At 73.2% G+C, this 22,753-nt stretch carries 22 protein-coding genes; 7 read left to right on the top strand and 15 right to left on the bottom strand.

The genetic code is table 11. The features are described from left to right. Nucleotides 1-25: 25 nt before the first annotated feature. Entirely contained in the window at nt 26-229 is a 204-nt protein-coding gene (locus tag GHR20_RS10725) for a hypothetical protein (protein WP_111585681.1), read from the bottom strand. A gap of 373 nt (nt 230-602) precedes the next feature. Then, nucleotides 603-884: an acylphosphatase gene (locus GHR20_RS10730; RefSeq protein ID WP_153813045.1), complete on the bottom strand. Its 282-nt coding sequence runs from the start codon at nt 882-884 to the stop codon at nt 603-605. A 157-nt stretch (nt 885-1,041) separates the two neighbouring features. Between GHR20_RS10730 and GHR20_RS10735 the strand changes: the two genes are divergently transcribed. Then, nucleotides 1,042-2,394 carry a CAP domain-containing protein gene (locus GHR20_RS10735; protein ID WP_153813046.1) on the top strand — a complete coding sequence of 451 codons (1,353 nt, stop codon included), beginning with the start codon at nt 1,042-1,044 and terminating at the stop codon, nt 2,392-2,394. A gap of 89 nt (nt 2,395-2,483) precedes the next feature. Here GHR20_RS10735 and GHR20_RS10740 read toward each other — a convergent pair whose 3' ends face one another. Continuing rightward, nucleotides 2,484-3,068 carry a flavodoxin family protein gene (locus GHR20_RS10740; RefSeq protein ID WP_111585566.1) on the bottom strand — a complete coding sequence of 195 codons (585 nt, stop codon included), beginning with the start codon at nt 3,066-3,068 and terminating at the stop codon, nt 2,484-2,486. A gap of 104 nt (nt 3,069-3,172) precedes the next feature. On the opposite strand from GHR20_RS10740, the gene GHR20_RS10745 reads away from it, so the two are divergent. After that, complete coding sequence (locus GHR20_RS10745; protein WP_153813047.1) at nt 3,173-3,568, top strand: helix-turn-helix domain-containing protein; 396 nt, start codon at nt 3,173-3,175, stop codon at nt 3,566-3,568. Here the strand turns inward: GHR20_RS10745 and mutM are convergent. The 8 genes from mutM to recG all read right to left on the bottom strand — a co-directional run bounded on the left by mutM (nt 3,541) and on the right by recG (nt 11,017). After that, nucleotides 3,541-4,401, bottom strand: a complete 861-nt coding sequence (mutM, locus tag GHR20_RS10750; protein ID WP_148025266.1) for a bifunctional DNA-formamidopyrimidine glycosylase/DNA-(apurinic or apyrimidinic site) lyase — start codon at nt 4,399-4,401, stop codon at nt 3,541-3,543. The genes GHR20_RS10745 and mutM overlap by 28 nt on opposite strands. A 150-nt stretch (nt 4,402-4,551) precedes the next feature. After that, nucleotides 4,552-5,370: a ribonuclease III gene (gene rnc, locus GHR20_RS10755; protein ID WP_111585563.1), complete on the bottom strand. Its 819-nt coding sequence runs from the start codon at nt 5,368-5,370 to the stop codon at nt 4,552-4,554. Nucleotides 5,371-5,389: 19 nt separating this feature from the next. Then, a complete protein-coding gene (gene rpmF, locus GHR20_RS10760) occupies nt 5,390-5,563 on the bottom strand; it encodes a 50S ribosomal protein L32 (RefSeq protein ID WP_007493396.1) in 174 nt (57 codons plus the stop codon). Between the two features lie 2 nt (nt 5,564-5,565). Next, nucleotides 5,566-6,210 (bottom strand): DUF177 domain-containing protein, encoded by a 645-nt coding sequence (locus GHR20_RS10765; protein WP_111585562.1) that lies wholly within the window; start codon nt 6,208-6,210, stop codon nt 5,566-5,568. A 151-nt stretch (nt 6,211-6,361) separates the two neighbouring features. After that, entirely contained in the window at nt 6,362-7,549 is a 1,188-nt protein-coding gene (locus tag GHR20_RS10770) for a cell division initiation protein (RefSeq protein WP_153813048.1), read from the bottom strand. A gap of 64 nt (nt 7,550-7,613) precedes the next feature. Then, the gene (coaD, locus tag GHR20_RS10775) at nt 7,614-8,093 is read right to left on the bottom strand and encodes a pantetheine-phosphate adenylyltransferase (protein ID WP_220093234.1); all 480 of its coding nucleotides are present in this window, start codon (nt 8,091-8,093) and stop codon (nt 7,614-7,616) included. 26 nt (nt 8,094-8,119) lie between these two features. Continuing rightward, complete coding sequence (gene rsmD, locus GHR20_RS10780; RefSeq protein ID WP_111585559.1) at nt 8,120-8,707, bottom strand: 16S rRNA (guanine(966)-N(2))-methyltransferase RsmD; 588 nt, start codon at nt 8,705-8,707, stop codon at nt 8,120-8,122. Between the two features lie 72 nt (nt 8,708-8,779). Further along, nucleotides 8,780-11,017 (bottom strand): ATP-dependent DNA helicase RecG, encoded by a 2,238-nt coding sequence (recG, locus tag GHR20_RS10785; protein ID WP_148025268.1) that lies wholly within the window; start codon nt 11,015-11,017, stop codon nt 8,780-8,782. Between the two features lie 201 nt (nt 11,018-11,218). Between recG and GHR20_RS10790 the strand changes: the two genes are divergently transcribed. Together GHR20_RS10790 and GHR20_RS10795 are read left to right on the top strand one after the other, a co-directional pair. Further along, on the top strand, nt 11,219-13,054 hold the full coding sequence (locus GHR20_RS10790) for an HSP90 family protein (RefSeq protein ID WP_153813049.1): 1,836 nt from the start codon (nt 11,219-11,221) through the stop codon (nt 13,052-13,054). Beyond that, nucleotides 13,047-15,917: a tetratricopeptide repeat protein gene (locus GHR20_RS10795; protein WP_153813050.1), complete on the top strand. Its 2,871-nt coding sequence runs from the start codon at nt 13,047-13,049 to the stop codon at nt 15,915-15,917. The genes GHR20_RS10790 and GHR20_RS10795 overlap by 8 nt, the downstream gene beginning before the upstream one ends. A 135-nt stretch (nt 15,918-16,052) precedes the next feature. On the opposite strand, the gene GHR20_RS10800 is transcribed toward GHR20_RS10795, so the two are convergent. After that, nucleotides 16,053-17,744 (bottom strand): DAK2 domain-containing protein, encoded by a 1,692-nt coding sequence (locus tag GHR20_RS10800; RefSeq protein ID WP_153813051.1) that lies wholly within the window; start codon nt 17,742-17,744, stop codon nt 16,053-16,055. A gap of 256 nt (nt 17,745-18,000) precedes the next feature. Here GHR20_RS10800 and rpmB point away from each other — a divergent pair, with 256 nt between their 5' ends. After that, nucleotides 18,001-18,186: a 50S ribosomal protein L28 gene (rpmB, locus tag GHR20_RS10805; protein WP_003973430.1), complete on the top strand. Its 186-nt coding sequence runs from the start codon at nt 18,001-18,003 to the stop codon at nt 18,184-18,186. A gap of 128 nt (nt 18,187-18,314) precedes the next feature. Here the strand turns inward: rpmB and GHR20_RS10810 are convergent, their stop codons facing one another. Then, nucleotides 18,315-18,791: a MarR family transcriptional regulator gene (locus GHR20_RS10810; RefSeq protein ID WP_243877999.1), complete on the bottom strand. Its 477-nt coding sequence runs from the start codon at nt 18,789-18,791 to the stop codon at nt 18,315-18,317. 44 nt (nt 18,792-18,835) lie between these two features. Between GHR20_RS10810 and GHR20_RS10815 the strand changes: the two genes are divergently transcribed. Next, on the top strand, nt 18,836-19,741 hold the full coding sequence (locus GHR20_RS10815; protein ID WP_153813053.1) for an alpha/beta hydrolase: 906 nt from the start codon (nt 18,836-18,838) through the stop codon (nt 19,739-19,741). A 750-nt stretch (nt 19,742-20,491) separates the two neighbouring features. Here the strand turns inward: GHR20_RS10815 and thiD are convergent. Both thiD and GHR20_RS10825 read right to left on the bottom strand, forming a co-directional pair. Then, nucleotides 20,492-21,286, bottom strand: coding sequence for a bifunctional hydroxymethylpyrimidine kinase/phosphomethylpyrimidine kinase (gene thiD / locus GHR20_RS10820; RefSeq protein ID WP_153813054.1), 795 nt, complete (start codon nt 21,284-21,286; stop codon nt 20,492-20,494). Further along, nucleotides 21,283-22,248 (bottom strand): thiamine-phosphate kinase, encoded by a 966-nt coding sequence (locus GHR20_RS10825; RefSeq protein ID WP_148025275.1) that lies wholly within the window; start codon nt 22,246-22,248, stop codon nt 21,283-21,285. Before GHR20_RS10825 ends, thiD begins: the two co-directional genes overlap by 4 nt. A 254-nt stretch (nt 22,249-22,502) precedes the next feature. On the opposite strand from GHR20_RS10825, the gene GHR20_RS10830 reads away from it, so the two are divergent. After that, nucleotides 22,503-22,736 (top strand): Lrp/AsnC ligand binding domain-containing protein, encoded by a 234-nt coding sequence (locus GHR20_RS10830; RefSeq protein ID WP_037654619.1) that lies wholly within the window; start codon nt 22,503-22,505, stop codon nt 22,734-22,736. The last annotated feature ends 17 nt before the right edge of the window (nt 22,737-22,753 follow it).

Here is a 22,753-nt window from a genome sequence, read left to right on the forward strand (position 1 = left end):
CTGCTGTCGTGGAACGATGCAGTGATCAGGTGAGCGCAGGCTCCGCCTGGCGTGCGTCGATGCTCTCCATGATCCTGTCCTGAGAGGCGGCAGCCGCCAGCGCGTCGTTCTCCGCCTGGATCCTGACCAGCTCGGACTCCAGGTCCTGTACGCGCTGCTGAAGCCGTCGCATCTCGGCGAGGAGTCGCGGGTCGGAGCCGCCGACGTAACCGAGAAGCGCCTTTGCCATGATGGATGGTCCTCCACACTGAGTGACCGACCGATGCGGTGTGGGTCGTGAGGGATTCGCACCCGCGGTGCTTGGCACATCCAGGTGTTGCTCTGCTGTTGCTCCATGCCAAACAGCTAAGGTGCGCGGGGCTTTCAGCGTCTCACCAAAAAGTTTGACGGTCAACACGATCACACCCCGTATTGGCGGGCGGACCGGGGCGCGCGGCCGGCAAGACACGGCGGCGCAGCGCGTCGTCCAAGCCCTGGGGCGCAGCGATCAGCTGTATCTGCGGAGCCTCCCATGCTGCGCCCGCCTTGGCAACCACCAGGCCGTTTCCGCTCCGGGCCGCCGTTCGAGGGGGCCCGGCGGCCGCGTGCGGGACGGCTTCGGCTCAGCGGATCGCGAAGCCGTCGTAGCCGCCGCGGGGTGTGTCCCAGATCTCGGTGACGCCGTCGACACGGCCGGGCGTGTCGGCCTCCTGGAGCCAGTCGAGCAGCCCCTCGCAGCCCTCGCGCGCGCCCTCGGCGACGACCTGGACCCGGCCGTCCGCCAAATTGAGAGCAAAACCACTCAGGCCGCCGATCTCCAGCGCCTTGGCACGGGTGAACCAGCGAAATCCCACGCCCTGCACGTGCCCACGCACCCAGGCGACCAGTCGAACATCCTCACTCATGGGGGCAACCTAACCGGCCGGTGTCGTTCGGGACACATCGCCCTCGAAGGGCATGAGGTACGGTCCGCTCGCGGGCGCATCCCCGGGGAAACCCACTCGATCGAGTGGGTTGGGCTGGCCAGAAGCATCAAGGAAGTACGAGGAAGAGGGCAAGGTCATGGGACGCCACCGACGCTCGGACGCCGGCCGCGCCGCGGAGGGCGACGACCCGCGCGCCTCCGCCGCCGGGAGCGACGATCCGGCGTCCGCGCCCACGGCGCCGATACCGATGGGCACCGCGCCCTATCTGAACCCCGAGGCGTACGCGGCGGCGAAGGCCAAGGCCGACGCGTATCTCTTCGCGGCGGGGCCGGGGGATGCGGCGTATTCGGATGGGGATTCGGACCCGGGTACGGGTGCGGACCCGGGTACGGGTGCGGCCGGTGGTTCGGCTGGTCCTCCGGCTGGTCCGGTGAGCGGTTTCGGGGCGGTCGGCGGTCCCGGTGGCGGGTCGGGCGCGGGTTCCGGTGGCGGCCCCGGTGAGGGCCCGGACGAGAATCCCGCCCGTGGCCGGCGGCGGCCGAAGCAGGCGGGGCGGGCGGTGAGCATGACGCTGCTCGGGATGTGCGTGGCCGTCGCCCTGGGCACGGCCGCGGTGGCCGCGGGTGTGGTCCCGGGCTTCCAGGGCTACCGCCTCGACGGCAGCTCGCACACCACCGGCGGCGACCATATCCGGGCGGTGGACTCCCCCGGCAACACGGCCGACGAGCAGGGCGGCGCGTCCGGCAGCGTGGACATCGGCGGTACGGGCAGCGGGGGCACCGGCGGCGGCACCGGCTCCGGCGGGTCGGCGGCCGGTCAGGGCACCACGCGGACACCCTCTTCCACCGCCCCGACGCCCTCCTCGTCGCCGTCCTCGTCACCGGCGCCCTCGACGTCCGCGCCGGCCTCGCCCTCGGCCTCCGCCCCGCCGAGCCCGTCGAAGTCCGCGTCGGCCCCGTCGGCGTCCACGAAGCCCAGCGCCCCCAGGACCACCCCGGCCGCCCCCGCCCCTCCCAAGCCCAAGCCCTCCCCCACCAGGGCGAAGCCGCGCCCCACGGCGTCGAAGACCGCGGCCCCCGGACCGACCGCCCCGCCCGTGACCGTCTCCGCGCAGGCCGCCGCCGAGGCGGAGGTGCTGAAGCTGGTCAACGACGAGCGGGCCAAGGCGGGGTGCAGCGCGCTGTCCGCGAACTCGGCGCTGACCGGCCTGGCCGAGAAGTTCAGCGACGACATGGCGGCGCGGGGCTTCTTCTCGGACACCGACCCGGACGGGAAGTCGCCGTGGGACCGGGCGGCGGCGGCCGGCGTCAGCGGGCTCGGCGCCGAGAACATCGCGCGCGGCCCGGCGGACGCGGCGGCCGTGGTGAAGGCGTGGATGGCCAGCCCCGAGCACCGCGCCAACATCCTGAACTGCGACTTCCACACCCTCGGCGTCGGCGTGCACTTCGGCGCGGGCGGCCCCTGGTGGACCGAGGAGTTCGGCAGCTGAGGCCGAGCCCCCTGCCGAGCCCCCTGCCGACCCCTTCCTGCCGAGCCCCCCTGCCCGGTAGTGCCGGACTCCCCTGCTGCGCAGTGGAGTTACGCGGCGACCCGGCCCCGCGCGAACGTCCGCGCAGTCTCGGTCACCCGGCGTCCGAGGTGCTCGGCCGTGGCGATGTCCGCCTTGTGCACACCCTCGGGGCCCTGGTCGGTGTCGGTCTGGGCGGCGGCGCCGGCGAAGAAGCCCAGACGGTTGAGATCGTTCTCGGAGGCGGAGCTGCTGTTCCAGCCGGGGAGCAGCCCGAGGTTCACCCAGTGCATGCCGTGCTGCGCGGCGAGCGTCTGGAAGAACTGGAGCGTGTGCAGCTTGTCGCCGCTCTTGGAGCCCGAGTTGGTGAACCCGGCGGCCAGCTTGTCCTGCCAGCCCTGGCCGGCCCAGCGCGAGGAGGTCGCCTCGCCGAAGACATGGAAGGCACCGGAGGCGGTGCCCATGTAGGTGGGCGAGCCAAAGACGATCGCGTCCGAGCGGTCGAGTATCCCCCACTGCTCCTCGGTGATCTCGTCCACCTTGATCAGGTGCGCCTCGGCGCCCGCCTCGACGGCACCGGCGCGGACGGCCTCGGCCAGGACGGCGGTGTGGCCGAAGCCCGAGTGGTAGGCGATCGAAACAACGGGGCTGGTCATGACTCTCCTCGGAAGGGCAGCTCGATAACGGTGAGCACAGGAAAGCACTAACCAAAAGTTAGCGCAACCCCGCAGTTAGCGCTGCATGGGCGTACTCTTGTGTCATGACCGCACTGCCCCAGGAGCCCGACGAGCTCGCCTACAACGTCTTCGCCAAGGCATGCCCCTCCCGCTGCACGCTGGAGAACGTCACGGGCCGCTGGGGCGGACTGACCCTCGGGGCCCTGTACGAGGGCTCACTGCGCTTCAACGAGTTGCGCCGCCGCGTCGACGGGGTGAGCGAGAAGATGCTCTCCCAGACCCTGCACGCGCTGGAGCGCGACGGCCTGGTGCACCGCGAGGCCCAGCCGACCAACCCGCCCCGCGTCGACTACGAGCTGACCCCGCTCGGCCGCGAGGTCGCGAAGCGGCTGCTGGCCCTCATCGAGTGCGTGGAGGGCGCCATGGACGAGGTGCTGGCCGCGCGCGGGCGTTACGACGAGACGCGCGGCGCCCGCTGACACTTCGGGCAGAAGTAGCTGGACCGGTTCATCCACGGGCGGCGCCGCATGGGGGTGCCGCAGCGGCGGCAGGGCTCGCCCTCGCGGCCGTAGGCGTCGAGCGAACGGTCGAAGTAGCCCGACTCGCCGTTGACGTTGACGTACAGGCTGTCGAAGCTGGTGCCGCCGACGGCGAGGGCCGCGTTCATCACGTCCCTGATGTGGCCGAGGAGTTCGGCCGTGACCGGGCGGGTGAGGCCGGCGGTCGGACGCTCGTAGTGGATGCGGGCGCGCCACAGGGCCTCGTCCGCGTAGATGTTGCCGACACCGCTGATCAACGACTGGTCCAGCAGGGCCCGTTTGACGGTGGTGCGCTTGCGCCGCAGCGCCTGGTGGAACGCCTCGTCGTCGAAGAGCGGGTCGAGGGGGTCGCGGGCGATGTGCGCGATGACGTCGGGCAGCCCGTCCGGGGTGTTGTCGTGCAACGACAGCCCGCCGAAGGTGCGTTGGTCCACGAACCGCAGCTCGGTGCCGAGCGAGTCGGCGAACCGGACCCGGATGCGCAGATGCTTCTCGTCCGGCGCCTCCCGCGGCTGCACCAGCAGCTGCCCGCTCATCCCGAGGTGCGCGAGGACCGACTGGTTCGTCTCCTCCAGCGGCAGCCACAGGTACTTGCCGCGCCGGCTCGGGTCGCCGATGTGATGCCCCTTGAGCCGGTGCGCGAAGTCCTCGCCGCCGGCCACATGGCGGCGCACGGCGCGCGGGTGCAGCACCTCGGTCTCGGCGACGGTGCGATGGGCCACCCATCGCGCCAGCCCCCGCCGGACGACCTCGACCTCGGGCAACTCGGGCATCGGGACCCCCGTAGAACGGCGCTGTGGGAAAGGCTCTGGGAAACGGCTCTGCGAAACAGCTCTGGGAAACAGAAGGACGCGGTATGAGCCGAGCGCCCGCCCCGTCCGGAATCGGTGGGGCGGGCGCTCGGTGCTGCTGTCGTGCTGTCGTCAGGCGGTGGCGGACGACGTGTCGTCGTCCTTGGCGGCTTCCACGACGGCCTGTTCGGCCTCCGTCGCCGCCTTGGCGCGCTCGTCCGCGGCGGCCTTGATGGCACGCCAGGCGGACTCGGCGGCCTGCTGCTCCGCCTCCTTCTTGCTGCGGCCGGTGCCGGTGCCGTACGAGACGCCTCCGACGCGGGCGGCAGCAGTGAAGGTCTTCTCGTGGTCGGGGCCGGTCTCCGTGACCAGGTACTCGGGCACGCCGAGTCCCTCGATCGCGGTCAGCTCCTGGAGCGACGTCTTCCAGTCCAGGCCCGCGCCCAGGTTGGAGGACTTCTCGATCAGCGGGTCGAAGAGCCGGTGCACCAGCTCGGACGCCGCGTCGAGGCCCTGGTCGAGATAGACCGCGCCGATCACCGCTTCAAGGGTGTCGGCGAGGATGGACGCCTTGTCCCGGCCACCCGTGCCCTCTTCACCCCGGCCGAGCCGGATGAAGGCGCCGAGGTCGAGGCCGCGCCCCACCTCCGCCAGCGCACGCGAGTTGACCACCGCGGCCCGCAGCTTGGCCAGTTGGCCCTCGGGCAGGTCGGGGTGGGTGCGGTACAGCGTGTCCGTCACGACGAGGCCGAGCACGGAGTCCCCGAGGAACTCCAGCCGCTCGTTCGTCGGCAGACCGCCGTTCTCGTACGCGTAGGAACGGTGGGTGAGCGCACGCACCAGAAGGGCGGACTCGACCTGGTAGCCGAGCCGCCCTTCCAGAACTGTGTGGGACGAGGCCGGTGAGCCAGCCCCGCGCTGGCGGGGACTGGCGGCTTTCGCGTCTGTCATCGGGCCTCTCACCAACCGCTCAGACTTCGAGGACCTGGCGCTTGTTGTAGGTGCCGCAAGACGGGCACGCGATGTGCTGCAGCTTGGGCTCGTGGCAGCGCTCGCACGCAACCAGGGTGGGGACCGCAGCCTTCCACTGCGACCGGCGGTGGCGCGTGTTGCTGCGCGACATCTTCCGCTTCGGAACAGCCACGGCTACTTCTCCTGCTTCTCGTCGACGCCCGCTTCGGCGCCGCTCATCTCGTCCTTCTCGCCGTCCGTCGTGGTGCCGGCGAGTCCCTGCAAAGCCGCCCAACGGATGTCGACGGCGTCATGATGGTGTTCCGGGTCGTCCGCGAGCCGGGCTCCGCACTCGGAGCACAGACCCGGGCAGTCTTCCTGGCACACCGGCTGCATCGGCAGTGCGAGCACCACCGCATCGCGCAGCACAGGCTCGAGGTCGAAAAGTCCGTCCTCGATGAAGAGCCTGTCCTCGTCGTCCTCGGCGTCGTCGCCCGGTTCCGCGATCACGCGGCCCCGGTCGTCGGCGTCAGGGTACGAGAACATCTCCTGGAAGTCCGCTTCGAGCTCCAGCTCGACCGGCTCCAGACACCTTACGCACTCCCCCTTGGCCGTTGCACGGGCGGTGCCTGTGACAAGCACCCCTTCCATGACCGACTCAAGCCGGAGGCCGAGTTCCACCGGGGTGCCTTCCGGCACTTCGATGACTCCCGGGATGCCGAGATCCGTGGGGGCGTCGATCTCACGGGTCAGGCGCTGCAGCGCACCAGGACGCCGGCCCAGCTCGTGGGTATCGAACACGAGGGGGTTGCGGTGGTCGAGGCGGGCGTTGGAAGCCATTCCTGCTTTCGATCTACGAACTCGAAGGGACACCGCCCGACGGTGTTTCCGGGCGGCGTGGTCGCGGGCGATTCCGTACGCGAGCGTCAGGGCACGCGCGACCGAAGAGCCAGGATACTGGACCTTGCGCCCAGGGCCCAATCCGGCCCCGTCAGCGGGTGCCGCGGCCCTGTTCGTAGGCCCGCAGCTGCTCCGCGCTGATCATGCCGGTGTCGAAGAGGCTGGTCTCGTCCAGAGCGTAGTCCTGCTGCGGCTGGGACTGCTGCGGCGCCTGGGGCGGCTGTTGCTGCTGGGGGTCGTAGCCCGCCTGCTGGGTGTAGCCGGCCTGGTAGGTGTAGGGGTCGCCCTGCTGCTGGTAGCCGTACGGGTCCTGCCCGCCGTAGGCCCCCTGCTGCGGGAAACCGGGGTAGGCGGCCTGCTGCTGGTCGTAGGCGCCGTAGGCGGGCTGCGGCTCGTACGAGGGCTGCTGGTCGTACGCCGGCTGCTCCGGCTGCTGGTCGTACGCGGGCTCGGGCGCCGGGTCGTACGCGGGCTCGGGCGCCGGGTCGTAGGCGGGCCGCTCCGGCCGGGGCTCGTACGACGGCTGCTCCTGGCGGGCCGCCGGGCGCCCGGCCGGGGCGTCCGCGAGGGCGGCCAGGTCGGCGAGGTAGTCGGCGTCGCTGGAGTGCTGGAAGGTCGTGGTGTCGTCGGCGAGGGCGCCGAGGTCGTCGGTGGCGATCCGGCCGTGCAGCTTCTGCCGGCCGCGGCCGACCGCCTCCAGGGTCTTGGCGAGCACCGCCTCGAAGGCACCCAGCTTGGTGTCCACGTACGCGTCGGCGTTGTGCCGCAGGGTCTCGGGGTCCAGGCTGCGCTCGGGGGCGTCCTCGTCCTCGTAGCCGTTCTCGTCCAGGCCCGGACCGGTGCCGAGGAGCTTCTCGCGGCCGCGGCCGACCGAGCCCAGGGTCTTGGTGAGGACGACCTCGAAGTTGGCGAGCTTGGAGTCGACGTAGTCGTCGGCCTCGGCGCGGACCTCCTCGGCCTCCTGGCGGGCCTCGGTGAGAATCCGGTCGGCCTCGGTCTGGGAGCGGCGGGCGACCTCGGTGCCGGAGACCAGCGAGCCGCGTTCGGCGTGCGCGGTCTCGATGATCCGATCGGCCTCCTGGCGGGCCTGCTCGACCATCTGCTCCCGGTCGCCGATCAGCTCCTGCGCCTGCGCGAGGGAGCCGGGCAGGGCCTGGCGCACCTCTTCCAGCAGCGCGAGCAGGTCGGCGCGGTTGATCACACAGGACGCCGACATGGGCATGGCCCGTGCGCCGGCGACCGCGGAGACGATCTCGTCGAGCTTCTTGTGCACGTCCACCTGTGCTCGCCACTTCCTACAGCCGGATCGGAGACGGACGGGACGACTGTAGTCCCAAGTCCCATCAGTCCTTGCGCAGCCGCCTGTTGAGTGCGGCGAGGACCTGCGGCGGCACCAGGTGGGAGACGTCGCCGCCCCAGGCCGCGACCTCCCGGACGAGCGAGGAGGACAGGAAGCTGTAGGTGGGGTTGGTCGGCACGAACAGCGTCTCGACACCGGTGAGGCCGTTGTTCATCTGGGCCATCTGGAGCTCGTAGTCGAAGTCGCTGACGGCGCGCAGGCCCTTGACGATGGCGGGGATGTCGCGCTGCTTGCAGTAGTCCACGAGCAGGCCGTGGTGGGTCTCGACCCGTACGTTGGCGAACTCCGAGGTGACGTCGCGGATCAGCTCGATCCGCTCCTCGACCTCGAACAGGCCCTTCTTGGACTGGTTGATCATCACCGCGACGTAGACCTCGTCGTACAGCCGGGCGGCTCGGGCGATGATGTCGAGATGTCCATTGGTGATCGGGTCGAACGACCCGGGACAGACGGCGCGGCGCACTTGTGATCCCTCGCTCTCCGGTCCGGTCATCGTGCGTCTTCGCACGTAGAGGCGGCGCGACCGTACCAAAACGTTCCCTCGCCGTAGCGACGGGATCGGATCGCCTCGAAGCCGTCCGGCCACCGGAATTCACCGCCTCTGGTGCTGCGCTCCACGGTGACCAGCACGTCCTTCGCGAGCCACCCCTCCGAGCGGAGTGTGAGGAGAATCTCGCGAAGATCGTCGTCGGTGACGGCGTAGGGGGGATCGAGGAAGACCAGGTCGTACGGGGCGGCGGGGGGCGCGGTCCTGATGACTTGTTCGGCTTTGCCCGCTCTGACCTCGGCGCCGGGAAGGCCCAGGTTCCGCACGTTCTCGCGGACGGTCCGCGCGGCGCGGGCGTCGGCCTCGACGAGGAGGGTGTGTCCCGCGCCGCGGGAGAGGGCCTCCAGGCCGACGGCGCCGGAGCCGGCGTAGAGGTCGAGGACGCGTTCGCCCGCCAGGGGGCCGCCGAGGAGGGACTGCCAGGTGGAGAAGAGACCTTCGCGTGCGCGGTCGGAGGTCGGCCGGGTTCCTGTGCCGGGCGGTACGGACAGGCGCCGTCCGCCTGCCTTGCCGGCGATCACGCGGGTCATCTTCGTTCCTTGTTCGGGGGCGGTTGCCGCTGTTCGGGGTGGTTGCGCATCCAGTTTGGCAGGCCGGGTGCCTCAGCCCTTCTCCAGATACTGCTCCCTCTCCTCGTCCAGCAGCGCGTCCAGCGCGGTGCGCAGGCCCGGCAGCCGGTCCAGGTCCGGGTTCGCCGTCACCAGGGCGGTCGCCTCGCTCCGGGCCTCCCCGATGACCTCCTCGTCCTCGATGACCTCCAGCACGCGCAGGCTGGAGCGGGCGCCGGACTGGGCCTGGCCGAGGACGTCGCCCTCGCGGCGCTGTTCGAGGTCGATGCGGGAGAGCTCGAAGCCGTCGAGGGTGGCGGCGACCGCGTTCAGCCGCTGGCGGGCGGGACTGGCCTCGGGCATCTCGGTGACCAGGAGGCACAGGCCGGGCGCGGAGCCGCGGCCCACCCGGCCGCGCAGCTGGTGGAGCTGGGAGACGCCGAAGCGGTCGGCGTCCATGATGACCATCGCGGTGGCGTTCGGGACGTTCACGCCGACCTCGATGACCGTGGTGGCGACCAGGACGTCGGTCTCGCCCGCGGCGAAGCGGCGCATCACGGCGTCCTTGTCGTCGGGGTGCATCCTGCCGTGCAGCACCTCGACCCGCAGGCCCTGGAGGGGCCCCTTGGCCAGGTGGTCGGCCACGTCGAGGACGGCGAGCGGGGGGCGCTTCTCGGCCTCGTCCTCGGCGGACTTCTTCTTGGCCGCCTTCTTCGGGTCGGTCGCCTCGTCGACGTCGTCGCCGTGGTCGCCGATCCGGGGGCAGACGACGTATGCCTGATGGCCGTTCTCCACCTCCTCCCGCACCCGTTCCCAGGCGCGGGCCAGGAAGTGGGGCTTGTCGGCGGCCGGGACGACATGGCTGGCGATCGGGGAGCGGCCGGCCGGGAGCTGGTCGAGGACGGAGGTCTCCAGGTCGCCGAAGACGGTCATGGCGACCGTGCGCGGGATCGGGGTGGCCGTCATCACGAGGAGGTGCGGGGGCTGTCTGCCCTTGCCGCGCAGGGCGTCGCGCTGCTCCACGCCGAAGCGGTGCTGTTCGTCCACGACGACCAGGCCGAGGTCGTGGAACTGGACCTTGTCCTCGATCAGGGCATGGGTGCCGATGACGACGCCGGCCTCGCCGGTGGCCAGGTCGAGCAGGGCCTTGCGGCGGGCCGCGGCGCCCATGGAGCCGGTGAGCAGCACCACCTTGGTGGCGTGTTCCGTGCCGCCCAGCATGCCGCCCTCGGCGAGGTCGCCCATCATCTCGGTGATCGACCGGTGGTGCTGCTGGGCCAGCACCTCGGTCGGCGCGAGCATGGCGGCCTGCCCGCCCGCGTCGACCACGGCGAGCATGGCGCGCAGGGCGACCAGCGTCTTGCCGCTGCCGACCTCGCCCTGAAGGAGCCGGTGCATGGGGTGTTCGGTGGCGAGGCCGGCGAAGATCTCGCGGGAGACCTTCAGCTGGCCCTCGGTGAGGGTGAACGGCAGCCGGTCGTCGAAGGCGGCCAGGAGGCCGTCCGCCTTGGGGCGGCGGGCGAGAGCCGGGAGCTGCGCGTCGGCGTACCGGCGGCGGGCCAGGGCGACCTGGAGGACGAACGCCTCGTCCCACTTGAGGCGGGCGCGGGCGTCCGCGATGTCGGCCTTGGTGCCCGGGCGGTGGATCTTGAGCAGGGCCTCGGGGAGCGGGAGCAGCCCGCGGCCCTCGCGCAGGGCGGGCGGCAGTGGGTCGAGGGCCTCCTGGGCGGCGGGCAGGACCGTCTGCACCGCCTTGCCGATCTTCCAGGACTCCAGTTTGGCGGTGGCCGGGTAGAGCGGGATCAGGGAGCCCGCCCAGGTCTCGACGGCCTCCTCGCCGTCGCCGCGCAGCAACTCGTAGGCGGGGTGGGCGAGCTGGAGGCGGTGATTGAAGAGGGAGACCTTGCCCGCGAACATCGCGCGGGTGCCCGGCAGCAGGTCCTTGTGCGGCTTGTGCACGCCGTTGCCGAAGAAGACCAGCTGGAGGCGGCCGCTGCCGTCGGTGATGGTGACCTCCAGGCGCTGGCCCTTGCCGCGGGGCGCCCGGGAGGAGGCGAAGGAGTGCAGGCGGGCGTCGGCGACCTGGGCGACCACGGTGACGTGCTCGTCCATGGGGAGGTCGGCGAGGTGGGTGAGCTGGCCGCGCTCCTCGTACCTGCGCGGGTAGTGGTGCAGGAGGTCGCCGACGGTGTGCAGGCCCAGGTGCTCGGCCATCACCTTCGCGGTGGCGGGGCCGAGCACTGACTTCAGTGGCTGTTTCAGTGGTTCTTCCGGTGCGGGCACGAGATCCATTGCACACCACGGCACCGACAATGCCGCAGACGCCTGCCCTGCGGGTTCGCCGCGGGATGCCGTTCGGATACCGGAAACCCCTGGTCGGCCCGGTGGCCGGGGCCCTAGGATGACGCGTTCCGGCCGTCCTTCGCGGTCACCGCCCTTCGCTGCGGGACCGCCCGACCCCGCGCCGCGTCCTCCCCCTCCGGCGCAGTGACGATGGATTCCCAGACCTCACAGTCATCCCAGTCCGCCCAGCCGCCTCTCCCACCCCACACGTTCCAGGTCGATCTGCGCGGTCTGGTCGATCTCCTCTCCCATCACCTCTACTCCAGCCCGAAGGTCTATCTGCGCGAGCTGCTCCAGAACGCCGTGGACGCCGTCACCGCCCGGCGGGCCCTCGCGCCCGACGCCCCGGCGCTGGTCCGGCTGCACCCGGCGGACGGCGGGCTGCGCGTGGAGGACAGCGGCATCGGGCTCACCGAGTCGGACGTGCACGAACTGCTGGCGACCATCGGGCGCAGCTCCAAGCGCGCCGAGGGGCTCCAGGAGACCCGCTCCGGCTTCCTCGGCCAGTTCGGCATCGGCCTGCTCGCCTGCTTCGTCGTCGCCGAGCGGATCCGGGTGGTCAGCCGCAGCGCCCGCACCCCGGACGCGCCCCCGGTGGAGTGGACGGCGCGCGACGACGGGTCGTACACCGTGCGGACCCTGCCCGACTCGGCGCGGTCCGAGCCCGGTACGACGGTGCAGCTGACGCCCCGGCCCGGGGCGGCCGAGTGGCTGGCTCCGGAGCGGGTGCGCGCGCTGGCCCGGGACTTCGGGGCGCTGCTGCCGTACGACGTCCGGGTGGGCGAGGAGCGGATCACCGAGCTGCCCGCGCCCTGGGACCGGTCCTATTTGAGCCCCGGCGCGCGCCGGGTGGCGCTGGCCCGGCACTGCCAGGAGCAGTTCGGATTCACCCCGCTGGACTCGATCGACCTGGACGTGCCGCTGGCCGGCCTCCGCGGGGTGGCCCATGTGCTGCCGTCGGCGGTGAGCCCGGCGCAGCGGGCGACGCACCGGGTGCACCTCAAGGGCATGCTGCTGACCGAGCGGGCCGAACAGCTGCTGCCCGACTGGGCGTTCTTCGTGCGCTGCGTGCTGGACACCGACAGCCTGCGGCCCACCGCCTCGCGGGAGTCGCTGTACGAGGACGAGACGCTGGCTGCCGTGCGGGACGCGCTCGGCGAGCGGATCCGCGACTGGCTGACCGGGCTCGCGGCCGGTGACCCGGAGCGGCTCGCGGCGTTCCTCGCCGTGCACCACCTCGGGGTCAAGTCGCTGGCCCGGCACGACCACGAGATGCTGCGCACGATGCTGCCGTGGCTGCCGTTCGAGACGACCGACGGGCAGGTGTCGCTGGCGGAGTTCGCGCGCCGCCACCCGGTGGTGCACTTCACCCGGGGCGTCGAGGAGTACCGGCAGGTCGCGGCGATCGCCTCGGCGCAGGGCGTGGGCGTGGTCAACGGCGGTTACACGTACGACAGCGAGCTGATCGAGGCGCTGCCGTCGGTGCGGCCGGGGACGGTGGTCGCCGAGCTGGACGCGGACACCGTGACCGCGCATCTGGACGGTGTCGAACCGGGCGTGGAGCTGCTGCTCACCGGGTTCCTGGCGGCGGCGCGGGCGAAGCTGGACCCGCTGGGCTGCGACGTCGTGCTGCGCGCCTTCCATCCGCTGTCGGTGCCCGCGCTGCACCTGGACGACCGGTCGGCGCGGCACGAACAGGCCCGGGCGGCGGCCGAGGAGCAGGCCGACGATCTGTGGGCGGGCATCCTGGGTTCGCTGCGCGGCGGCGCGCCCCGCGCCCGGCTGGTGCTCAACCATCTCAATCCGCTGATCCGCAGGGTGAGTTCGCTGGACGACGCGGAACTGATCGGCACCGCGGTCGAGTCGCTGTACGGGCAGGCGCTGCTGAGGGCGCAGCGCCCGCTGCGGCCCGCCGACTCCGCGCTGCTGAACCGGGCGTTCATCGACCTGCTGGACTGGGCGACGCGGGGGGCGGCCGATGACTGAGATCACCGATCTGGCGGCGCTACGCCGGGCGATGGCGGAGAACGCCGAGCGGCCCGAGGGCCCGGCCCGCAACGCCCGTGCGGAGCAACTGCTGTCCGCGGCGGAGGGGTTGAACGTACCGCTGGCTGTGATCGAGGCGCTCGGACACCAGCTGAGCGTCTACAACTACAGCTCCGAGAAGGACAAGATGTTCGTCCCCTTCGCGCGGCTGCTGCGCCTGTGGGACGAGCGGCCCGGGGACTTCGACGCGTACGAGACGCACTCGCTGCACTGGGTCTTCAAGTGGATGTCGGCGGGCATGCTGGACCAGCCGCACATCCCGCTCGCCTCGATCGAGAAGTGGCTGGGCGAGATGGAGCACCGCTACCGGCTCGCCGGGCACTCCGAACGGGCCGTCCGCGGGGCCGAGTTCAGTGTGGCCGCGCACATCGGGGACCTGGCGCGGGCGGAGCGGGCGTACGCCGCGTGGCTGGCCGCGGACCGGGACGAGATGGCCGACTGCCATGCCTGCGAGCTGTACGGGCAGGGCCTGTGGCAGGTGGAGCGGGGCCGCGACGCGGCGGCGCTCACGGCGTGGCGGCCGGTGCTGGAGGGCGAGTTCAGCTGTGCGCACGAACCGCACTCGGTGCTGGCCGCCTCCCTGGTCCCGCTGCTGCGGCTGGGCCGTACGGAGGAGGCCCGGGCGCACCATCTGCGGGGGCTGCGGCTGGTGCGGCCCATGGAGAGCATGCGGACCGCGTACGCCGAGCATGTGGAGTTCTGCGCGCTGACCGGCAACGAGGCGCGCGGTCTGGAGCTGCTGGCCGAGCGGCCCGCCTACTTCACGGACACCGGGCATCCGCGCAGCCGGTTGGACTTCCTGGCCGTGGTGACCCTGCTGACCGGCCGGCTGACCGAGCTGGGCCTGGGCGGCGAGCGGGTGCCGGGTCCCGGCGGGCGCGCCTGGACGGCGCGGGACCTCGCGGCCCACGCCCGCACCGAGGCGCTGGCGCTGGCCGAGCGGTTCGACGCGCGCAACGGCACGCCGTACGTCGGCGACCGGACGCGGGCGCGGATGGCCGGGCGGCCGCTGGTCAACCGGCTCCCGCTGGGCGTCCGCGCCCCGCGCGCGGTGCCGGCCGCCCCGGCGGTTGCCGCTCCCCCGCCGGCACCGGCCGCCGAAACGTCACTCCCCGACCTGGTCGCCGAGGCGCGCCGGCTGGCGGACACCCTGCGTCCGGAGGCGATGGACGCCTGGGCCGCGGTGGCGCGGGCGGCCGGTGACGACGGACTCGCCCCGGCGGACCGCGCGTCGGCCGTCGACCACGAGGCGATGTCCCGGGGTCCCGAGGGCGCGGAGCTGTTCGAGCGGGCGGCCGAGCTGTACGCGGCGGCGGGCGATCCGGGCGAGGCCCTGGCCGCCCGCGCCCGGGGCGCCTACTTCCGCGCGCTGCGGGGCGAGCCGGACGCGGCCCTGGCCCGGGTGACCGGCCTGGCCGAGGAGGTCCGCGCGCTGTACGCCGCCGAGGCCACCGGGGTACGGCAGACCGCGTCGGTCCTGATGAGCAGGGCGCGGATCCTGATGCACCGGGCGCGCACCGGCGCGGGCCCCGTCGCGGACGCGAACGCCGCGGTGCGCGAGGTGCCGGCCCTGATCGAGGGGCACGGCACGCGGGGCGAGGGGGAGGTGCGGCTGACCGCGCGGGTCGCCGAGTCCTGGGGGATGCTCGCCGAGCTGGCCGGTGCCGCCGGCGACGGCGCGGGGGCGGCGGACCTGCTCCGGCGGGCGTCCGCGACGTACGTGCGCGCCGGGCTGCCGTGGTGTGCGGTGGAGTACGAGGTCCAGGCCGCCGCGCTGGCCGAGGAGGCCGGTGACCGGGAGGAGGCCGAGCGGGCGCTGCGGGCGGCGCTGGAGCACGGCGGCCCGTACGTGGAACCGGCGGGAGAGGTCCAACTGCACCTGCGAATAGCCGACTTGACGGCCGCGCGCGGTGACGTCGCCGCCGCCGCGGAGCACGCGCTGCGGGCCACCCACCGGGCGGACGAGGCCGGGGAGTCCGGCACGTCGGGGGCCTGGGCGCGGCAGCGGCTGGGCGGCTACCTGCTGCGCCAAGGGCGGTGCGCGGAGGCGGCCGAGGTGCTGGAGTCGGCGCTGGCCGACCTGCGCGCCGGGACGCACGGCGACGAGGCCGTCGTACAGGCCCGCTGGTGGCTCGGGGACTGCCTGGAGGAGCTGGGCGAGCACCGGGCGGCGGCCGAGCAGCGGCTGCTGGCCGCGGACATCGCCCGGCACTGGCCCGAGCAGCGCGACCACGCCACGCTCGCGCACCTCGCCGCCGACTCCCTGGGCAGCGCGGGCCTGGTGGCGGAGGCCGACCGGGCCTACGCCCGCGCGGGCGAGCTGTGGCGCTCCCTCGGTGACACCCGCCTCCTGGTCCGCTCCCTGCGGGCCCGCGCGTGGCTGGCGCTGCGCGAGGACTCCGGGACGGCGGCGGCGGAGGGGCTGATGGCCGAGGCGGTGGACGTGTGCGAGCGCGCGCGGGAGAGCGCGGCGGACTCTCGTGCCCGAGCCGACCTCACCCGCGAACTGGCCCAGACCGAGCGCCAGTTCGGCGACCTCCTCGCCCAGGCCGGGGGCGCGGGCGCGGCGGCCCGCTTCGAGCGGGCGATCACCCTGTTCGGCTCCCTCGGCGTGGCCGGTCTGCACGACCGCACCGCCGCCGAACTCACGGCGGCCGGGCTCGCGGCCGAGCTGGGCCGCCCCGAGGAGGCGGCGGCCCGCGCCCACGCCGTACTGGCCGCCTACGAGAACGCGGACGAGACGGACGAGACGGTCCGCTCCCGGCGCGCGGAGGCCACCCGGATGCTCACAAGGGCGGAGTGAGCCGGGGGGGACATCGCGCCGAGCAGGGGAACGCCCGCGTCCCCGCCGTAGCGACGGTCCCCGTGGCGGCGGACGGCGCGGGGTGGGACGGGGCCGGCTGCCCGGCGCGCGGGAAGCGGTCCGGGGGCGTGCCCTCTACTCCACGCCGATGAGCAGTAGTGCTCCCTGGTGGCCGCCCCGGTAGGCCACCGTGTCGACGGCCAGGTAGGACTCCCGTACCCGGGTCTCCAGGCGGGTGGTGACGGTCTCGGGCGCGTCGTCGCCGACGACGAGGGTGACCAGTTCGCCGCCGGCCTGGAGCATCCGGTCCAGGACGGTCTCGGCGGTGGCGGTGACGTCCGACCCGATCACCGCCACGTCGCCGTCGATCAGCCCGAGCACGTCCCCGGCCTGGCAGATCCCGGCCGTCGTCCAGGACCGGTGCTCGGCGACGACGACCTCCGCGTAGCGGGTGGCGCCCGCGGCCGAGGTCATCTGGACGACGTCCTCGTCGAACCGGCGCCCCGGCTCGGACACGGCGAGCGCCGCGATGCCCTGCACCGCCGAGCGGGTCGGGATCAGCGCCACCCGGACCCCCTCGGTCCGGGCCTGCTCGGCCGCCGCGGCCGCGGTGTCGCGCAGGTCGGCGTCGTTGGGCAGCAGCACGACCTCGCGCGCGTGGGCCCGTCGTACCGCCGCCAGCAGCTCCCCGCTCGCGGGCGGCTCCCCGGGCCGCGCGAGCACGGTGGTCGCGCCGGCCTCCGTGTACAGCTCGGCGAGGCCCTGACCCGGTACGACGGCCACCACGGCCCGCTGGGCCCGCTCGCGCGGGGGACGCGGCCCGCCGGTGTGCACGTCGCCGAGCCCGAAGTGCGTGATCCTGATCCGGTACGGGCGCCCGGCCTCCACGCCCGCCTCCACGGCGGCACCCGCGTCGTCCACGTGCACATGGACGTTCCACAGCCCGTCCCCGCCGACGACGACCAGGGAGTCGCCGAGGGCGTCGAGCCGGGTGCGCAGCCGGGCCACGGCGGTGTCGTCGGCCTCCAGGAGGTAGATCACCTCATATGCCGGGCCACCGTCCTCGGCGACGGCGCAAGCCCCGCCCCCGCCGTCGGGCCCGGGGTCGGATTCGAGGTCGGACGCGGCTTTCGGCGTCGGGGCCGTTCGGTCCGGTACGGCCTCCGCGGCCACGGCCTCCCCCGTGCACGCCTCCACCAGCGCGCCGAGCACCGCCACCAGACCGCTGCCTCCCGCGTCGACCACCCCGGCCCGCGCCAGGACGCCCAGCTGGGCCGGGGTCCGCGCGAGGGCCGCGCGGGCGCCCTCGTGGGCGGCCCGGGCGACCGTCCCGCAGTCGCCGTCCGCCCGCTCGGCCGCGTCGGCGGCGGCCGAGGCGACCGTCAGCACCGTGCCCTCGACGGGATGCGCCACCGCCTGCCGGGCGGAGTCGGCGGCCCGGCGCAGGGCGAGCCGCAGCGCGGGTCCGTCGCAGCGCGGCGCGGCGGCGTCCGCCGCGAGCACCTGGGCCATGCCGCGCAGCAGCTGCGCGAGGATCGTGCCGGAGTTGCCCCGGGCGCCGATGAGCGCGCCGTGGGCCATCGCGCGCAGCGCGTCCGCGAGGGTGGGACCGGCGGGCCGCGTCTCGTACCCGGCGAACACGGCCTCCACGGCCGTCGCGGCGGACTCCAGGGTCAGATAGAGGTTGGTCCCGGTGTCGCCGTCGGCCACCGGATAGACGTTGATCGCGTCGATCTCCTCACGCGCCCGTCCCAGGGCGCGCAGGGCCAGACCGCACCAGGTGCGCACCGCGAGACCATCGAGGAATGTCTGCGGCACCTGCGCCACCTGCGCCTCCCTGAGCCTGCTTGACGTGGTCGCAGCGTAGACCCCGGGGCGGTGCCCGACGGAAGCGGGCCGGGGGCGGGACCCCTCGCGACCATGGTAGTTTCGCTCTACCGACGCAGGCTTGCTATGCTGCTCCGGTTGCCCGATCCCATCGGGCTCTCCCCCTGGCAAAGCCAACCAGATCTCAGGTCGTACGATCTCGATCCCGGCCTGCCGGGATCAACCGTAAGTGCATCTGAAGTCTTTGGAGTGACCCGTGGCTGCCAACTGCGACGTCTGCGGCAAGGGGCCGGGCTTCGGCAACAACATCTCGCACTCGCACCGCCGTACGTCCCGCCGCTGGAACCCGAACATCCAGCGTGTGCGTACCGTGGTGAGCGGGACGCCGAAGCGCGTGAACGCTTGCACCTCGTGCATCAAGGCCGGCAAGGTCTCGCGCTGACGCTACAGCTGAGCGCGCGGCCATTTGCTGGTTCGCTGCACTGAGCCGGTCCATCTCAGGATGGACCGGCTTTTTGCCGTACCCGCAAGCGGGTCCTGGGACCGGCCCCGGGTACGGCATCCCTCGCCTCAGCCCGTGGGCGTGCCGACCTGCCGGTCCTCGAGGGCGGCACGCAGCGTCGCGAGGGCGCGGGTGGCCGCCGTCACCGAGGCGGCGTCGAGCGCCCCTCCCACCAGTTCGGCCAGCGTCGCGCCGAACGTCTCCTCCGCCGCGCGGACCAGCTCCGCGCCGTCCTCGGTCAGCGCCAGCAGTGAGGAACGGCGGTCGGCCGGATTCGGCGTACGGACCGCCCAGCCCTGCTTCTCCAGCCGGTCGACGCCCTTGCTCGTCGCCCCGATGCCGATCGCGAACTCCGCCGCGAGATCCGCCACCCGCGCCCCCTCGTGGCCGCGCAGATAGCGCAGGAACTCGAACTGCGAGGTCACGATCCCGTGCCGCTCGCGGAGCCGGTCGTTGAGGGCGTTGTACAGCCGCGTCTCGCAGCGCACCAGGTCGGAGAAGAGATCCAGGAGCCCGGCGGTGTCTCCGGTCGTTTTATATGCCACGGCATATAGTGTAGAGGAATCCATCAACGAGGGGGAGCACACCCATGAGCAAGGAACAGCGCGCCCGGATCGACGCCATGCTGCGGCGGCCGCGTCCCGAGGGAGCCCGGACGATCGAGGAGATCCGGGCCGGGTTCGAGGCGCTGATGAGCCAGATGACCGTGCCGGGCGGCATCCGTACGACCCGGACCGCGCTCGGCGGCCGGCCCGCGCTGCGCGTGGCACCCGGGGAGCGTCCGCGCGCCGGGACGATCCTGTACTTCCACGGCGGCGGCTGGGTGAGCGGCTCCCCCGAGGCCGCGCTGGCGGTGACCGGGCACCTCGTGACGCGGACCGGCCGCACGGCGTACTCGCTTGACTACCGGCTGGCCCCGGAGCACCCGTTCCCGGCCGCGATCGAGGACACGCTCGGCGCCTACCGTGCCCTGCTGGACGGCGGCGCCGACCCCGCGGCCGTCGTGTTCGCCGGGGACTCCGCGGGCGGCGGCCTCGCCGTCACCACCTGCCTGGCCGCCCGGGACGCGGGCCTGCCGCTGCCCGCCGCGATCCTGGCGTTCTCCCCGGGCCTGGACGCGACCCGCACCGGCGAGAGCATCGACGCCAAGGCGGACGTCGACCCCTTCTTCACCCGCGCGTCCATCGAGCACAGCGGGACGATGTACCTCGCGGGCGCCGACCCGCGACAGCCGCTGCTCAGCCCCGCCGTCTGCGCCGACCTGACCGGGCTGCCGCCGATGCTGCTCCAGGTGGGCACCAACGAACTCCTGCTGGACGACTCCACCCGCCTCGCCGCGCGCGCCAGGGCCGCCGGGGTGGATGTGATCCTGGACATCACGGCCGATGTCCCGCATGTGTTCCAGGCGTTCGCCGGCGACCTGGACGAGGCCGACGAGGCCCTGGACCGCGCGGCCCTCTTCCTGGACCAGCGCCTGCGCGCGGCCACGGTGTAGCGCCGTCCCACGTTGCGCGGTTCCGGCGGATGGGCCGGGTTCGGGCGGGCCCCGCGGACGGGTCCGACGCGGACGGACTTGCGCACGGGCGGGCCCGACGGATGACTCCGGCACGGACGGGCTCAGCGTGGACGGGCCTGGCGCATGGCTCCGACGCGGACGGGCTCGGCGCGGACGGGCCCGGCGCACGACTCCGACGCGGACGGGCGGGTGTCCGACGCGGACGGGCGGGTGTCCGGGACGCGGATCCGGCGCACACGCCCGGCGCGGACGGGCGGCCGTCCGGCATGTGGGTCCGGCGCACGCAACGCGAGCACCCGGGGCGAGCCCCGGCCCCGAACCACAGGCCCGCCGAAGGGGCCCGGCTAGGACGAGCGAGCGTCCAGGGCGCATACCCGGCACCCGCAGCGCGAGCACCCAGGGCGCGAGCCCCGACCCCCGCAACCTCCAAACGCACACGCGACACGGACGAACGTCCCGGACGCAAGCCCGACGCATGCAATGCGAGCACCCCGGGCGCGAGCCCCGAGCCACGCACAGCCCAAGCGCGGATCCGACTCATACGGACAACCGTCCGGGACTCACGGAACCGGGCTCACATCCGTGCGCGTCCGCCACGCGACTCCGCACCCCTGGGTGCCGCCGCCGGTTCCGAAGACCCGCGCCCACGCCCGCGCGGGCCCCGACCCGCCCACACCCGTGCGACGCCGCGCCCCGAAGCCCCCGCTCACACCCCCGCGAAGGCCCCGCTCACTCTCTGAACCGCCACCCGTGGTCCACCGGTCCGATTCCCGTGCCCAGGGCGAAGCCCGCGGCGATCGCGCCGGTGACGTATTCCTTGGCCGCCGTGACCGCCTCCGGGACGGTGAGGCCGCGGGCCAGGCCGGAGGCGATGGCGGAGGCGAGGGTGCAGCCGGTGCCATGGGTGTGCCGGTTGTCGTGGCGGGGCGCGCGCAGCCGGTGCTCGCCCGCCGCGGTGCCGTCCGTCAGGAGGTCCACCGCGTCCCCGGCCAGATGCCCGCCCTTGATCAGCACCCAGCGCGGCCCGAAGGCCAGTACGGCGTCCGCGGCGCGTCGCAGATCGTCCTCCGACTCGACCTGGACGCCGGTGAGTTGGCGCACCTCGTCCAGGTTCGGGGTCGCCACGGTGGCCGCCGGGAGCAGCCTGGTGCGCACGGCGTCCAGCGCGGAGGCGGCGAGCAGCGCGTCGCCGTGCTTGGAGACGCCGACCGGGTCGACCACGGCGGGCGCGTCCGTGTCGGCGATCAACTCGGCGACGGTCTCGACCAGTTCGGCCGAGCCCAGCATGCCGGTCTTCACGGCCTGGACGCCGATGTCGTCCACGACGCTGCGGTACTGGGCCCGCACCGCCTCCGCCGGGAGGGCCCAAACGCCCTGCACGCCCAGGGAGTTCTGCGCGGTCACCGCGGTGAGCACGCTCATCCCGTGCACGCCGAGCGCGAGCATCGTCTTGAGGTCGGCCTGGATCCCGGCGCCGCCGCCGGAGTCGGAGCCGGCCACCGTGAGCACCCGGGGCGGGGTCACGGCTCTATGTCCCCGAAGTGGTCCCAGCCGCCCGCGCTGGTCCAGGGCGCCCCGTCCACCGTCACCTGCGGCAGCGCGGAGGGGTTCAGGACCTCGCCGATGACCTTCCAGCGGGCCGGGAGCTTGGTGTCCGGCGGGAAGGTCGCCACGATCGCGTGGTCCTCTCCCCCGGTCAGCACCCACTGGAGCGGGTCCACGCCGACGGCCTGCCCGATGTCGTTCATCTGCGTGGGCACGTCGATCGCGCCGGAGCGGATGTCGATACGGACCTTGCTGGCCTCGGCGATGTGGCCGAGGTCCGCGATCAGCCCGTCGCTCACGTCGCACATCGCGGTCGCGCCGAGCGAGGCGGCGGCCGGACCCGCGTGGTACGGCGGCTCGGGACGGCGGTGCGCCTCCACGAAGGCGCGCGGCGAGCGGAAGCCCCGGGAGAGCACCGCGTAACCGGCCGCGGACCAGCCCAGCCAGCCCGTGACGGCCACCAGGTCGCCGGGCTGGGCGCCGGCCCGGGTCACCGGCTCCTGGTTGCGCAGATCGCCGAGCGCGGTGATCGACACCGTGATGGTGTCGCCCCGTACGACGTCCCCGCCCACCACCGCGGCGCCCGCGACCTGGCACTCGTCGCGCAGCCCGTCCATCATCTCGGTCGGCCAGCTGACCGGGAGTTCGGCCGGCACCACCAGACCCAGCAGCAGGGCGGTCGGTACGGCGCCCATCGCGGCGATGTCCGCGAGGTTCTGCGCGGCCGCCTTGCGCCCCACGTCGTAGGCCGTGGACCAGTCGCGGCGGAAGTGCCGTCCCTCCAGCAGGACGTCGGTGCTCGCCACCACCCGCCGGTCCGGCGCGGCCACCACTGCGGCGTCGTCACCCGGGCCGATACGGACCGCCGGGGTGGTGGTGAGACGGGAGGTGAGCTCCCTGATGAGCCCGAATTCCCCGAGCTCACCAACCGTGCCCTTCATGTCCCTGACTCCCCTTCTCTGCCTTCGCCTGACCGTGCTGACTCGCGCCTCATCAGTGTCCCCGATACCGTCGAGATGACCCCGACGCGGTCGGGAACGACCGCCGATACGGTCCCGGACGACCGTCAACTTCCGTCGTGCCTGCACCCTGGCGCGCAAGCCCGGTTCCCGCAGGTCTCCCCGCGGGGAGCGGCGACGCGATACCGTGGCGTTCCTTTTCCCCACATGATCCTCGTGGCCGCCCTGGAGGTTCCGTGGTACAGGCGTACATCCTGATCCAGACGGAGGTCGGCAAGGCGTCGACCGTCGCCGAGACCATCAGCAAGATCCCTGGAGTGATCCAGGCCGAGGACGTCACGGGTCCGTACGACGTCATCGTGCGCGCCCAGTCCGAAACCGTCGACGAACTCGGTCGCATGGTGGTCGCCAAGGTCCAGCAAGTGGACGGCATCACCCGCACCCTGACCTGTCCGGTCGTGCATCTGTAGCCCCCGTCTACGCTTGG

The sequence above is a fragment of the Streptomyces sp. SUK 48 genome (genome assembly GCF_009650765.1).
Taxonomy (GTDB): domain Bacteria; phylum Actinomycetota; class Actinomycetes; order Streptomycetales; family Streptomycetaceae; genus Streptomyces.

Coding starts and splice junctions, on each gene's coding strand:
- GHR20_RS10725 (WP_111585681.1), bottom strand. CDS start 229: ATGGCAAAGGCGCTTCTCGGTTACGTCGGCGGCTCCGACCCGCGACTC.
- GHR20_RS10730 (WP_153813045.1), bottom strand. CDS start 884: ATGAGTGAGGATGTTCGACTGGTCGCCTGGGTGCGTGGGCACGTGCAG.
- GHR20_RS10735 (WP_153813046.1), top strand. CDS start 1,042: ATGGGACGCCACCGACGCTCGGACGCCGGCCGCGCCGCGGAGGGCGAC.
- GHR20_RS10740 (WP_111585566.1), bottom strand. CDS start 3,068: ATGACCAGCCCCGTTGTTTCGATCGCCTACCACTCGGGCTTCGGCCAC.
- GHR20_RS10745 (WP_153813047.1), top strand. CDS start 3,173: ATGACCGCACTGCCCCAGGAGCCCGACGAGCTCGCCTACAACGTCTTC.
- mutM (WP_148025266.1), bottom strand. CDS start 4,401: ATGCCCGAGTTGCCCGAGGTCGAGGTCGTCCGGCGGGGGCTGGCGCGA.
- rnc (WP_111585563.1), bottom strand. CDS start 5,370: ATGACAGACGCGAAAGCCGCCAGTCCCCGCCAGCGCGGGGCTGGCTCA.
- GHR20_RS10765 (WP_111585562.1), bottom strand. CDS start 6,210: ATGGCTTCCAACGCCCGCCTCGACCACCGCAACCCCCTCGTGTTCGAT.
- rsmD (WP_111585559.1), bottom strand. CDS start 8,707: ATGACCCGCGTGATCGCCGGCAAGGCAGGCGGACGGCGCCTGTCCGTA.
- recG (WP_148025268.1), bottom strand. CDS start 11,017: ATGGATCTCGTGCCCGCACCGGAAGAACCACTGAAACAGCCACTGAAG.
- GHR20_RS10790 (WP_153813049.1), top strand. CDS start 11,219: ATGGATTCCCAGACCTCACAGTCATCCCAGTCCGCCCAGCCGCCTCTC.
- GHR20_RS10795 (WP_153813050.1), top strand. CDS start 13,047: ATGACTGAGATCACCGATCTGGCGGCGCTACGCCGGGCGATGGCGGAG.
- GHR20_RS10815 (WP_153813053.1), top strand. CDS start 18,836: ATGAGCAAGGAACAGCGCGCCCGGATCGACGCCATGCTGCGGCGGCCG.
- GHR20_RS10825 (WP_148025275.1), bottom strand. CDS start 22,248: ATGAAGGGCACGGTTGGTGAGCTCGGGGAATTCGGGCTCATCAGGGAG.